Annotated in this window: 11 protein-coding genes and 1 tRNA gene; 4 read left to right on the top strand and 8 right to left on the bottom strand. The window is 52.0% G+C overall.

All coding sequences use genetic code 11. From position 1 onward, the window contains the following. Positions 1-357 precede the first annotated feature (357 nt). Both DMB82_RS03915 and DMB82_RS03910 read left to right on the top strand, forming a co-directional pair. The gene (locus tag DMB82_RS03915; protein WP_102118019.1) at positions 358-696 is read left to right on the top strand and encodes a hypothetical protein; all 339 of its coding nucleotides are present in this window, start codon (positions 358-360) and stop codon (positions 694-696) included. A gap of 44 nt (positions 697-740) precedes the next feature. Next, positions 741-1325 (top strand): hypothetical protein, encoded by a 585-nt coding sequence (locus DMB82_RS03910; protein WP_226887670.1) that lies wholly within the window; start codon positions 741-743, stop codon positions 1323-1325. Positions 1326-1970: 645 nt separating this feature from the next. On the opposite strand, the gene DMB82_RS03905 is transcribed toward DMB82_RS03910, so the two are convergent. The 8 genes from DMB82_RS03905 to xerD form a co-directional block, all read right to left on the bottom strand. Further along, a tRNA-Gly gene (locus DMB82_RS03905) sits at positions 1971-2044 on the bottom strand. 81 nt (positions 2045-2125) lie between these two features. Further along, a complete protein-coding gene (locus tag DMB82_RS03900; protein ID WP_116164250.1) occupies positions 2126-2809 on the bottom strand; it encodes a LysE family translocator in 684 nt (227 codons plus the stop codon). 62 nt (positions 2810-2871) lie between these two features. Continuing rightward, complete coding sequence (locus DMB82_RS03895) at positions 2872-3627, bottom strand: AraC family transcriptional regulator (protein WP_102118023.1); 756 nt, start codon at positions 3625-3627, stop codon at positions 2872-2874. A 276-nt stretch (positions 3628-3903) separates the two neighbouring features. After that, the gene (gene lysS, locus DMB82_RS03890) at positions 3904-5421 is read right to left on the bottom strand and encodes a lysine--tRNA ligase (RefSeq protein ID WP_116164248.1); all 1518 of its coding nucleotides are present in this window, start codon (positions 5419-5421) and stop codon (positions 3904-3906) included. 8 nt (positions 5422-5429) lie between these two features. Further along, positions 5430-6528, bottom strand: a protein-coding gene (prfB, locus tag DMB82_RS03885; RefSeq protein ID WP_116164246.1) for a peptide chain release factor 2 whose coding sequence is annotated in 2 segments (ribosomal slippage) — positions 5430-6452 and positions 6454-6528 — 1098 coding nt in all. Because the reading frame shifts where the segments join, the coding sequence is not laid out codon by codon here. Positions 6529-6767: 239 nt separating this feature from the next. Further along, entirely contained in the window at positions 6768-8528 is a 1761-nt protein-coding gene (gene recJ / locus DMB82_RS03880) for a single-stranded-DNA-specific exonuclease RecJ (protein WP_189645110.1), read from the bottom strand. Positions 8529-8534: 6 nt separating this feature from the next. Beyond that, positions 8535-9251, bottom strand: a complete 717-nt coding sequence (dsbC, locus tag DMB82_RS03875) for a bifunctional protein-disulfide isomerase/oxidoreductase DsbC (protein WP_116155174.1) — start codon at positions 9249-9251, stop codon at positions 8535-8537. 182 nt (positions 9252-9433) lie between these two features. Further along, the gene (gene xerD, locus DMB82_RS03870) at positions 9434-10333 is read right to left on the bottom strand and encodes a site-specific tyrosine recombinase XerD (RefSeq protein ID WP_102118028.1); all 900 of its coding nucleotides are present in this window, start codon (positions 10331-10333) and stop codon (positions 9434-9436) included. A gap of 311 nt (positions 10334-10644) precedes the next feature. Between xerD and DMB82_RS03865 the strand changes: the two genes are divergently transcribed. Together DMB82_RS03865 and fldB are read left to right on the top strand one after the other, a co-directional pair. Beyond that, on the top strand, positions 10645-11973 hold the full coding sequence (locus DMB82_RS03865) for an MFS transporter (protein WP_014914180.1): 1329 nt from the start codon (positions 10645-10647) through the stop codon (positions 11971-11973). A gap of 162 nt (positions 11974-12135) precedes the next feature. Further along, complete coding sequence (fldB, locus tag DMB82_RS03860) at positions 12136-12654, top strand: flavodoxin FldB (RefSeq protein WP_102118029.1); 519 nt, start codon at positions 12136-12138, stop codon at positions 12652-12654. The last annotated feature ends 74 nt before the right edge of the window (positions 12655-12728 follow it).

Below are 12728 nucleotides of genomic sequence, written 5' to 3'. Positions count from 1 at the left end.
TGAGAAATCGCGGGAAGCCTTGTGGTGACTGGATTTATTGGACTTGGGTGGACGTCAGTGAAGGGAATCGAATAAAAAACATAAGACAATGTAATTATTACAATTTAATTTATTATAAAAAGTACTTTACTCATATTTCTATACACATCTATTTCTTCTTTCTCACCGCACTGCTACTGAAATTCGGCTGTAGTTTAATGTCTTGCTGCAACCGAGCAATCTGTTTGCTTACAAGACAAAAACAGACAGTCTACTCGCGTACTCTTGACACCAGAGTACGCGAGTAGACACCAGTAGACGTCATCCATCTTTGTGTTTAAACTATAACCAAGTCTCTTCATTCCATGAGGGCAGAATATGATTACACATTCGCCGCACACTATCGCCAACAGAACCGAGCGTATCGGGCGTTTTTCTGTACCCGGCGTTTTGGGTGATTTTGAAGTGAGAAGCATGAAAAACCGTAAAGAACGACCAGTACTTATGGTGCTACGTTCAGACTGGGAAAATACGCCAACTTATTCAAAAGTGAAGCCAGTTGTTGAGGTGACCATTGAAAAAAATGGGCAGATGATCCCTGTTAATCAAGCTTCTCTTTGGCATGACTTGAAAAATTTGAATGTAAATTTCTCTCAACGCGCGTTGGAGTCCTTTTTTACTCAGTCGAGCCACATGCATCAATGTCGCCAAATTTGATAGCTGAACACGATAAAACCTTATACTGGCCGGATTCTATTGATATGGATTCCGGTCATTTTGTTTGGTTGCAATTTACCAGCAAGAGTGGCAGACATTACCGTGCTTTGCTTGAAGATTACCACAATGAAATGGCAATGCTTTATGTTAAGGATGAACTATCCGACGAACATATAGCCAGTTATGTATTATCTTTCGAGTTAACGCCACCGCTTGATTTGGGTACCCGCATTCCTCAAGTTGAGTCGGCCTACGTTGATGCTGACTATCAGTTAGGCGGTGTATCAACAGCTGTATATAAAACGATTATCGAGCACTATGGCGCTGTGATTAGTGATACACACCAAACAGAAGCAGGAATGCTACTTTGGTTATTCGGTATCCCTAAGGAAAGCAGCCTTGAGATCACCCTCTTAACCGTAGTCGATGGCAAACTGGAATTTAAAACCAACACAACTGGTGCAAGATACGTGTACCAAGGTGATATCCAGGCAATGCAGGCTGTAGCCGATACAATTTGGGGCAATCCTGATAATGTAGAATTATCCGACCCCATAAGTTTGGGCTTTCATCCCACATGGCATGATCGAAGCGATCACGTTCTTATCGCCACAAAGATAGATACTTAGTCGGCATTTATGGTTTTTTTAGCAAAAAAAACAGCTTTCCATTCACCCACACCAAATAAACACTCACACCACAAAATCGGCGCTACACCGCACCCGCCTGCGGTTTCGGATCATAAAATTTTTCAGTTTTGCCGTTTTTTTCTGGTTTTGAAACCCGCAAAAATCACGTTATCTCTTTGAATTTAAAGACACGTTATTATTTTATGTGACGTGGTAAAAAATCAGGCGAGAAAAGGAACGTACCGCAGTTCCGGCAATCCCTTGCAGAACGGGGCTTACAGACGAGTAGATGTGTTGAAGCCAATAAAAAATAAACGGCCAGATACATCAATAGGCTAATGAATTTATAACAATCACGCTGTCCCTTCGATCCGTTAGGTTAGGGAGGCCATGACCATCATTTCTAATGTAGACCTTGGCGCTGCTGAGTTCAAAACCTGTAAGCAGCATCTGTATAGTTTACCTCCGAGTATTGGAGTGACGCGTATAGTATTTCAGATGTCCTCATGTCCTGTACACATAACTATACACACTAGGCTGTAGATTTAGATAGACGAGGGTTTTCCCTGAGCGACGGAGAATTCGCGCGAAGCCTTGTGGTTACTGGATTTGTTGGATTTGGGTAGACGTTGACAGAAGTGTAATTGGAGCGGGTGAAGGGAATCGAACCCTCGTATGCAGCTTGGGAAGCTGCCGTTCTACCATTGAACTACACTCGCACACAGAAGCGACTGGCATTATAGCGCTATGCTGTTGCCGAGCAAGTAAAAAACCCGGCAAAGTGCTGATGTTTTAGCCGGTTATGCAGCTGTGGAGAGCGGTAGAAACAGCGTCTCATAGCCATTGGAAATGACGTGCCAGGCAAAGTAGGCAAATAGCAGTGCGGAAATCAGGCTGCAATAGAATGAGATCCGTTCTTTCAGCAGACTCTGGCCGTATTTCACCAGCGCGGCAAGGAAGAACGTCCACAGTACGCCGCCGACGAAAAAGCCCAGCAGAAACAGCGTAATCATGAAAGCAGAGCCATCGGTAGACTGCGCAATAATCGTGCCGCCGATCGCCGCAAACCACAGTAACGCCGTCGGTGACGCCAACGCCATGCCGAAGCCGCTGAAAAACTCGGTATATCGGGCAGGTGGGGCAGTAAAATCCGCCGCATTCGCTGTCGCAGACAGGTCGGCGAAGCGCTTAACCTGATAGTCACGCCATGCCGCGCGCGCCATGTTGAATGTCATCCAAATCAGAATCAACCCACCGCCAATCCATAACACCCAGCGGACGGGCGTCAGGTTAAAGACCACCGCCAGACCCAGCACCGACAGCGTGGCATAAAACAGATCGCCGAAACAGGAACCCAGCCCGATATAAAACGCCGAGCGCGCCCCATGTCGCAGCCCACGGTTAATAATCGCGGTATTGACCATTCCCAGATCGAGACAGAGTGACAGGGATAGCAGCATCCCCGTGAAGACAACTAACAGCATGGTATTCCCTTCGAGCGTTAAGCAATAAGGCGAGTGTAGAGCCGAAGGGAAAGGCTGTATTGTCAAAAATTGATACGGCGGAATTGCCCCGGCGTCATGGCATTATAGCGGTTGAAGGCCTTCGTGAAATGCGCCTGATCGGCAAACCCGACATCGCCCGCGACCTGACTAATCGCAGCGCCCTGCCGCAGCAGCTCCCGCGCTTTACACATGCGTCGCTGCATCAACCACGCCAGCGGCGGTAGCCCGACTGCCTGATTAAACGAGCGCACCAGATGTGCCACCGACAGATTTTCCTGCTGTGCGAGCTGATCGAGTGTGGGGACATCGCTAAGATCGTTCAGCAACCCGTCTTTGATCCGCGTGATCCGCTCTGCTTCTTTGACCTGTCCCTGAGACGGCATAGGATGTTGGTTTTCCATCAACCCGGCCAGCAGCAGGATAATACGCTCCTGACGCGAGCTATCGTCCAAATCAGAGGTGACGAGCTGTTTTAGCTCGGATGCCAATTGCGCCGACGGATTCCAGCCCCGTGAGAATCGAAAGGTTTGGTGGAAATAATGCTCGAATGCCTGCGGGTGAACGTACAGCGATGCGCACTGCCAGCGGTCAAACGCGTTCTCGCTGCCTTGCAGTTGGTTGGGATTGTAGGTTGTCACCATATCGTTGGTGGCAACAAAGGTTTCTCCATCCAGCCAGACCGTTTCCAACCCGCTGAGATTGGCGCTGATGACGAACTCGTCGTGCGTATGCCGTGGAAAACTGCGGCCATTAGTTAACAGCGCCAGTTCGAACCAGGCATCGCGGTACGTCATCATGAGGGTGTTCCAGCAGTGAATGAATGCCTGAAAATAGCATCTTCCCCCGTTGGGCGACAATCACAGAATGACGACAAAATGCGGAGATAAAACGAGATGATAATACTATCGAGGTGAGATCGAGATACACGGGGCTACCACGGTGCGAGGTATCCCTACGGGAACCTCATCCCCGTGTTTCCCCTAAAATTTGGCATTGTCGATAATAAAAAAAACCGGTGCAGTTGCACCGGTTTAATAAAGTATGACGACAATGTCAGTCTGACTTTCTCTATCTTACTTCTGCGGACGCATCGCTGGGAACAGGATAACGTCGCGGATGGTGTGGCTGTTCGTGAACAACATCACCATGCGGTCGATACCAATACCCAGACCCGCGGTTGGCGGCAGGCCGTGTTCCAGGGCGGTTACGTAGTCTTCGTCGTAGAACATCGCTTCGTCATCGCCTGCATCTTTAGCATTCACCTGCTGAGCAAAACGCTCTGCCTGATCTTCGGCATCATTCAGCTCGGAGAAGCCGTTACCGATTTCACGGCCGCCGATGAAGAACTCAAAGCGATCGGTGATTTCTGGGTTATCATCGTTACGACGCGCCAGCGGTGACACTTCAGCCGGATATTCGGTGATGAAGGTCGGTTGAATCAGGCTGCTTTCCGCCGTCTCTTCGAAGATCTCAGTAACGATGCGGCCCAGGCCCCAGCTTTTCTCGATCTTGATGCCCAGAGACTGTGCGATCGCGGTCGCTTTCTCCAGATCGTCCAGATCGGCAACGTGGGTTTCAGGACGGTATTTGCAGATCGCTTCGCGCATCGTCAGCTTCTCGAACGGCTTACCGAAGTCGAATGTCTGGTCGCCGTATTCCACCGTCGTCGAGCCCAGCACGTCCTGCGTCAGCGTACGGAACAGGTTTTCCGTCAACACAATCAGGTCTTTATAATCGGCATACGCCATATAAAGTTCCATCATGGTGAATTCAGGGTTGTGACGTGGCGAAACGCCTTCGTTACGGAAGTTACGGTTGATCTCGAACACACGCTCAAAACCACCCACAACCAGACGCTTCAGGTACAGTTCCGGCGCGATGCGCAGGTACATGTCGATGTCCAGCGCGTTATGGTGCGTGATGAACGGACGGGCAGACGCGCCGCCAGGGATCACCTGCATCATTGGCGTTTCGACTTCCATAAAGCCGTTATCCACCATGAAGCGGCGAATAGCAGCCATCACGTTAGAACGGATGCGGAAGGTATTGCGTGATTCGTCGTTGGCAATCAGATCCAGATAGCGTTGACGATAGCGGGTTTCCTGATCGGCCAGACCGTGGAACTTATCCGGCAGCGGACGCAGCGCTTTGGTCAGCAGACGCAGTTCGGTACAGTGGATAGACAGCTCGCCAGTTTTGGTTTTGAACAGCTTGCCGCGCGCACCCAGGATATCGCCCAGATCCCACTTCTTGAACTGCTCGTTATAGATGCCTTCCGCCAGATCGTCGCGAGAAACATACAGCTGAATACGGCCACCGACGTCCTGCAAGGTCACGAAAGAGGCTTTACCCATGATGCGACGGGTCATCATTCGGCCCGCAACGGTCACTTCGATACCCAGTTCTTCCAGCTCTTCGTTCTCTTTGGCATCGAACTCTGCGTGCAGACGATCGGACGTGCTGTCACGGCGGAAATCATTCGGGAATGCGATCCCAGTTTCACGCAGCGCCACCAGCTTTTCACGACGCGCTTTTAATTCATTATTCAGATCTTGCGCCTGATCGGCACCCTGTGATTGTGATTCAGCCATGTGAATTCTTATAACCCCGCTTTTAAACTTGCTTCAATAAATTTGTCCAGATCGCCATCCAGTACCGCCTGAGTGTTACGTGTTTCCACTCCGGTACGTAAATCTTTGATGCGCGAATCATCCAGAACATAGGAACGAATTTGACTACCCCAGCCGATATCAGATTTGTTGTCTTCCATCACCTGTTTCTCAGCATTTTTCTTTTGCATCTCAAACTCGTACAGCTTGGCTTTCAGCTGTTTCATCGCCTGATCTTTGTTTTTATGCTGGGAACGGTCATTCTGACACTGCGTGACAATGTTGGTCGGAATGTGGGTAATACGCACCGCGGATTCTGTCCGGTTAACGTGCTGACCACCCGCACCGGATGCGCGGTAAACGTCAATACGCAGGTCGGCTGGATTGATTTCGATATCAATATCGTCATCCACTTCCGGGTAGACAAACGCGGAGCTGAATGAGGTGTGACGGCGGCCGCCGGAATCGAACGGGCTCTTACGCACCAGACGGTGTACGCCCGTTTCAGTACGCAACCAGCCAAACGCATAGTCACCGATGATCTTGATTGTGGCGGATTTTGTACCGGCTACGTCACCGTCTGACTCTTCAATAATTTCGGTTTTAAACCCTTTGGCTTCCGCCCAACGCAGGTACATACGCACCAGCATGCTAGCCCAGTCCTGCGCTTCCGTACCGCCAGAACCCGCCTGAATATCCAGGTAGCAATCCGCACTGTCGTACTGGCCGGAGAACATGCGACGGAACTCGAGCTGGCCTAATTTATTTTCCAACGCGTCCAGTTCTACCGACGTCTCATTAAAGGTGTCTTCGTCGTCTTCTTCCACCGCGAGCTCAAGCAGACCATTCACATCTTCCAGACCCTGAGTCAGTTGATCGATGGTGTCTACGATAGCTTCCAGCGAGGAACGTTCTTTTCCCAATGCCTGAGCGCGTTCAGGCTCATTCCAGACATCAGGCTGTTCCAGCTCGGCGTTTACTTCTTCGAGGCGTTCTTTCTTGGCATCATAGTCAAAGATACCCCCTAAGAACGGCACTACGTTCAGACAGATCCTGAATGCGGTTTTTTACCGGATTAATTTCAAACATGATTTTTTATATTCTTACGTTAAGTCGTTGACAACGGAATGGTGTAACCCGCCATTCTAGCGGATAAAAGGCGCATTTTATAGACTTTCTGCCCACCGTATGTGGTTCGTACTATACCCTAGATAATTCGAGTTGCGTGAAGGCGGCAACCGCGTGAGTCCCCAGGAACTTACTCAGGTAAGTGACTGGGGCGAGTAAGGACAGCCAACGCACAAGCAGCTTGAAGTATGACGGGTATATCAGCGCGGCCACAGATGTTGAATCATCAATTGCACCGAGCGTTTACCGCGAAACTCGTTAATATCCAGCCGATACACCATTTCCACTTCTTTAATGCTCGGATCCGGCCAGATGGTGGTATCGACATTGAACGCGATACCATCTAACAGCGGCACAGCGCCAGTTGCGCCTATCGGTTCAAACATCGCTTTCAAATGGCGTTCTTTGAGTAGACGGGGTTGCAGAATACGGAAGCAACCATCGAACGTCGGTTCAGGGAACGCCTGACCCCACGGCCCGGCGTAGCGCAGCATTTCTGCCGTCGATAACAAATCCAGCTCCGGCAGAGCGAGTTCACCATCAGACCAAACAACGCCTTCAAGCTGAGACGGATCGAGCCATTCGCCAACCAGCTCGCCGAAACGCTGACGGAAATCGTCGAACCGATCTTCATGCAGCGATAGCCCTGCCGCCATTGCGTGTCCGCCGAACTTATCCATCATACCGGGATACAGTGTATCCAGCCGCTCCAGCGCATCACGCAGATGCAGACCAGAAATAGAACGCCCCGACCCTTTCAGCATGCCGTCGCCCGCGGGTGCAAAGGCAATTACCGGACGATGAAAACGCTCTTTAATACGCGAAGCCAGAATACCGACAACGCCCTGATGCCACTCTGGGTGATACATCGCCAGCCCGTAAGGCAATTCAGTACGAGTGCGTTCCAGCGATTCGCACAGGCGCAGCGCTTCGACCTGCATTCCCTGTTCGATCTCCCGCCTGTCCTGATTCAACGCATCTAAATCATTAGCCAGCATGCGCGCCTGAGTAATATCGTTACTCAATAACAGCTCAACGCCGACCGTCATGTCATCCAACCGACCGGCGGCATTCAATCGTGGCCCAAGCGCAAAACCTAAATCGCTGGAGACAAGCTGGCTAGCATCGCGGTTAGCCACTTCCAGCAGCGCACGAATGCCCGGGCGACACTCGCCAGCACGAATGCGGTTCAGCCCCTGTGCAACCAGAATTCGGTTATTGGCATCCAGCGGCACGACGTCAGCCACCGTGCCCAGCGCGACCAGATCCAGTAATTCGGTGAGATTCGGCTTCGCCAGTCCCTGTTGCGTAAACAAGGGCTGCGTAAACCAGTCGCTATCGCGCAGGCGCACGAACAGCGCCATCATCAGGTAAAACGCAACGCCCACACCAGCAAGTGCTTTGGAGGGAAACTGGCAGTCAGGCAGATTGGGGTTAATCATGGCGTCGGCGTCAGGCAGGGTTTCACCCGGCAGATGGTGATCGGTCACCAGCACCGCGATACCACGCCGATGCGCATCTTCAACCCCCGCGTGAGAAGAGATCCCGTTATCCACGGTCACAATCACTTCCGCCCCCAGCGCGGCAGCCTGCGCTACCACTTCTGGGCTTAGCCCGTAGCCGTTTTCAAAACGGTTCGGCACCAGATATTTCACGTTAACGCCACCCATACTGCGCAGCGCTAATACGGTGAGCGCGGTGCTGGTGGCACCATCGGCATCAAAGTCGCCAACAATGACGATGCAGCGCTTCTCGGCCAACGTGTGTTGCAGCAGATCAATCGCTTTATCAATGCCGCTGAGCAAACGGTAATTGAGTAAACCACTCAGGCTACGTTCTAGCTCCTGCGCACCTTTCACGCCGCGCTGCGCATAAAGGCGACGCAGCAAGGGTGGAACAGTGTCAGGTAAATCAATGTCCTCCGCCAGCGGACGCCGGCGGAGTTGGGTAATCATATCCACGTAGCATTAACCGCCGGTTTTTTTCGAGGCTTTGTGTGCTTCCAGCATCGCCAGCATTTCTTTCGGCCCTTGATATCCCGGTACGACCATACCGTCTTGCAGCACGATGGCGGGGGTACCCTGCACGCCAAACTGTATGCCCAGTTGGTAATGCGCGGCAATATCGGTTTTACACGTTGCAGCCGAGATCGCGTCGCCCTTCATCGCGCTATCAAACGCTTTATTGCGATCGGCCACGCACCAGATGGACTGCATATCTTTCGCTGCCGGCGATTTCATACCCTGACGCGGGAAGGCCAGATAGCGCACGGTAATGCCTAGCGCGTTGTAGTCTTTCATCTGTTCATGCAGTTTGTGGCAATAGCCGCAGGTGATGTCGGTGAACACGGTGATAACGTGTTTTTCCTGCGCGGCTTTATACACAATCATCTGATCCTGTAGCGCATCCAGCTTGCCGATCAGGATCTTATTGGTGGTGTTGACTGGCATAGTGCCGCTCACATCATAAAGCGGGCCTTGCAGCAAATGCTTGCCGTCTTCGCTGATGTACAGCACACCGCTATCGGTAATGACAGTTTTCATACCCGCCATCGGCGAAGGCAGGATTTCCGCCCCTTGCATATCCAGACGCGTTAACGTCTGCTTGATCGCAGCATCATCGGCATGGGCGAAATGGGTCGCCGTCGCCACCAGCAAAGAAAGCAGTAATAACCCTTTTTTCATTTCATCAATCCTGTTTTTCGCAGCATGGTCCGTAGCAAACATGGTCCGTAGCAAACATGGTCCGTAGCAAAGTAGCCTTGTACCCATGCGCGGTGATACATGCGCGGTGATAGTGAACGGGGTGTCCCGTCAGCCAGATAACGTCCTGTTACTCTATAGTGACTCGATTGGTTATATTATCCCTAGGCGCGCGGATGGTGCTGCTGATGCAGCTGTTTCAGCCGCTCCGTCGCCACATGGGTGTAAATCTGCGTCGTGGAAAGATCGCTGTGCCCCAAGAGCATCTGTACGACCCGTAAATCCGCGCCGTGGTTCAATAAATGGGTCGCAAACGCGTGGCGTAAGACATGCGGCGAAAGCTTTTCGCTGTCGATGGACGCCAGTACCGCATAATGCTTGATGCGGTGCCAGAACGTCTGGCGCGTCATTTGCCGTGCGCGATTGCTGGGAAACAGCACATCCAGCGTTTGCCCATTCAGCAGCCACGGACGACCATGTTCCAGATAATACTCGATCCAGTACACCGCTTCTTCACCCAGCGGCACCAGACGTTCTTTATTGCCTTTCCCCAGCACGCGTACCACGCCCTGCCGCAGGCTGACATCACTCATCGTCAAACTAACCAGCTCGGAAACACGCAACCCCGTCGCATACAATACCTCAAGCATGGCCTTATCGCGTAATTCCAGCGGTTGTTCAATGCTTGGGGCGTTGAGCAACGTATCAACCTGCGCCTCGCTCAAATCTTTGGGTAGACGCTGCGGCAGTTTTGGCGATGATAGCACCGCACTCGGATCGTCGCTGCGACGCTTTTCCCGATAAAGGTACTGAAAGAAGCGGCGCATCGCGCTCAGCAAGCGGGCAGAACTGGTCGCCTTGTAGCCCCCCTCGACTCTGTCAGCGAGAAACGCCTGAAGATCGAGCGACTGAGCCTGTAGCAAACCGTTCTCATGATGTGCAAGCCACTCCGCGAGCGTTCGCAGATCCAACCGATAAGAGGCCAGCGTATTCTCTGCCAGATTTCTTTCCAGCCACAGCGCATCGAGAAACTGTTCGATAAGCGCCTGATCGTGTTCTTGCATCGCCGTGTCCTTCTTCGCTGGTTGGTAATAGTATGCCGATGAAGCGGCGACTTTACACCTTCATCCAGTCCGCCTTCTCTCGAAAACAGAATTGTGCGCGATCTCACATATTCCGTGAACACTAACATCGCCATAACATTCTCCGGCAAAAATAAGGCCGAGGCACATTATATCTTATGTATCGTCAATATAGCGGAACAGGCTCCTTGAAGCCGCGCGTCTACTGGCATTGACCTTACTGAATCAACGTTGAAAAGCCGATTTTTCTGTGCGTAGAATGGCTGTTCGTGTTGTTAAAATAAAGAAACATTATGCAAGCCACCACCATCACTCCCACTCTCGATGCCGAAGCGGAAGCACCACCCGTAAACTCACGCAATAAAGTGATTGTTGCGTCATTAATTGGCACCGCTATCGAATTTTTCGATTTTTATATCTACGCCACCGCTGCGGTGCTGATTTTCCCGCACATTTTCTTCCCACAAGGCGATCCGACTGCTGCGACGCTACAGTCGCTCGCCACCTTTGCGATTGCCTTTGTGGCTCGCCCGATTGGCTCGGCAGTCTTCGGTCACTTTGGCGACCGCGTCGGACGTAAAGTCACACTGGTCGCTTCTCTGCTGACCATGGGGATTTCAACCGTTCTGATTGGGCTGTTACCCACCTACGAAACTATTGGTATTTTTGCACCGATTCTGCTGGCACTGGCGCGCTTCGGTCAGGGCCTGGGTTTGGGCGGTGAATGGGGCGGCGCGGCGCTGCTGGCGACCGAAAATGCCCCGTCCCATAAACGTGCGCTGTATGGGTCGTTCCCCCAGCTTGGCGCGCCGATTGGCTTCTTCTTCGCTAACGGCACTTTCTTGCTGTTGTCCTGGCTGCTGACGGAAGAGCAGTTCATGACCTGGGGCTGGCGCGTGCCGTTCGTCGCGTCTGCCGCGCTGGTGCTGGTTGGCCTGTATGTCCGTATCTCTCTGCATGAAGCCCCGGTATTTACCAAAGCGGTCAAAGCCGGTAAGCAGGTGCGTATGCCGCTGGGCACGCTGCTCAGTAAGCATATGAAAGTCACGATCCTCGGCACCTTCATCATGCTGGCGACCTACACGCTGTTCTACATCATGACTGTGTACTCCATGACGTACGGTACAGCGCCAGAACCTAAGGGGCTTGGCTTCTCACGTAACAGTTTCCTGTTGATGCTGATGATCGCGGTGATCGGCTTTGGTCTGATGGTGCCAGTAGCGGGCTATCTAGCGGATGCTTTTGGCCGCCGTAAGACCATGATTACCATCACCTGCCTTATGATCGTCTTCGCTATGCTGTTCCCTTATATGCTCGGTTCTGGTAATCAGGCGCTGGTGATGGGCTTCCTGGTGCTGGGTCTGAGCATCATGGGGCTGACGTTCGGCCCGATGGGTGCCCTGCTGCCGGAGCTGTTCCCGACGGAAGTACGCTACACCGGTGCATCATTCTCCTATAACGTCTCGTCGATTCTGGGCGCATCAGTCGCACCGTATATCGCCGCGTGGCTGACGGCTAACTATGGCCTGTTCTACGTCGGTGTTTATCTGGCTGCTATGGCATCGCTGACGCTGATTGCACTGCTTCTCACCAAAGAAACGCGTCACCAGTCTCTGGGATAATATCCCCTTCGGTGGGGGCTACGGCCCTCACTGCGTCTTTCTTTACTCCTGTTCTCCTTTTAGAATACCGACATCCGGCGGCATCTTTCGCTCATCACATCATCTCTGTGATCGGAAGCGAACGCGCCCTTATTGATAGAAATTGTTTATAAAGAACTGAATATGAAAATCGGTCTGTTTTACGGCTCAAGCACCTGCTACACCGAAATGGCAGCGGAAAAAATTCGCGACATTCTGGGCGAAGCACTGGTGGATCTACACAACGTTAAGGATGTCGACCCTCAACGTATGGAAGATTACAGTACGCTGATTCTCGGCATCCCCACCTGGGATTTCGGTGAGATTCAGGAAGACTGGGAGAACATTTGGGGTCAGTTAGCGACGCTAAACCTCAACGGCAAAGTCGTGGCGCTCTACGGTATGGGCGACCAGCTTGGCTACAGCGAATGGTTCCTTGATGCGCTGGGCATGCTGCATGACCAACTGCTGCCGCTGGGTGTCACCTTCGTTGGATACTGGCCGATAGAGGGCTACGAATTCACCAGCCCGAAACCGCTGACTACCGACGGTAAACACTTTGTCGGGCTGGCGCTGGATGAAGTGAACCAATACGACCTCAGTGATGAACGGTTGGAACAGTGGTGCGAACAGATCCTGCAAGAAATGGCGTCACTGCTGTAATCTGAGCCGAATGGTGATGTGAGGCGGATACCGTTGCGATCGGCATCCGCGAATATTGATATCCGTAAAGGTTG

Origin of the sequence: Pectobacterium aquaticum (genome assembly GCF_003382565.3) — a bacterium.
GTDB lineage: Bacteria > Pseudomonadota > Gammaproteobacteria > Enterobacterales > Enterobacteriaceae > Pectobacterium > Pectobacterium aquaticum.
The sequence above is the reverse complement of the archived record's forward strand: the minus strand, read 5'-3'. Positions and strand labels throughout refer to the sequence as shown.

Excerpts from the sequence above, each read along its gene's own strand:
- DMB82_RS03915 (WP_102118019.1), top strand. The coding sequence starts at position 358 with ATGATTACACATTCGCCGCACACTATCGCCAACAGAACCGAGCGTATC.
- DMB82_RS03910 (WP_226887670.1), top strand. The coding sequence starts at position 741 with ATGGATTCCGGTCATTTTGTTTGGTTGCAATTTACCAGCAAGAGTGGC.
- DMB82_RS03900 (WP_116164250.1), bottom strand. The coding sequence starts at position 2,809 with ATGCTGTTAGTTGTCTTCACGGGGATGCTGCTATCCCTGTCACTCTGT.
- DMB82_RS03895 (WP_102118023.1), bottom strand. The coding sequence starts at position 3,627 with ATGATGACGTACCGCGATGCCTGGTTCGAACTGGCGCTGTTAACTAAT.
- lysS (WP_116164248.1), bottom strand. The coding sequence starts at position 5,421 with ATGGCTGAATCACAATCACAGGGTGCCGATCAGGCGCAAGATCTGAAT.
- dsbC (WP_116155174.1), bottom strand. The coding sequence starts at position 9,251 with ATGAAAAAAGGGTTATTACTGCTTTCTTTGCTGGTGGCGACGGCGACC.
- xerD (WP_102118028.1), bottom strand. The coding sequence starts at position 10,333 with ATGCAAGAACACGATCAGGCGCTTATCGAACAGTTTCTCGATGCGCTG.
- DMB82_RS03865 (WP_014914180.1), top strand. The coding sequence starts at position 10,645 with ATGCAAGCCACCACCATCACTCCCACTCTCGATGCCGAAGCGGAAGCA.
- fldB (WP_102118029.1), top strand. The coding sequence starts at position 12,136 with ATGAAAATCGGTCTGTTTTACGGCTCAAGCACCTGCTACACCGAAATG.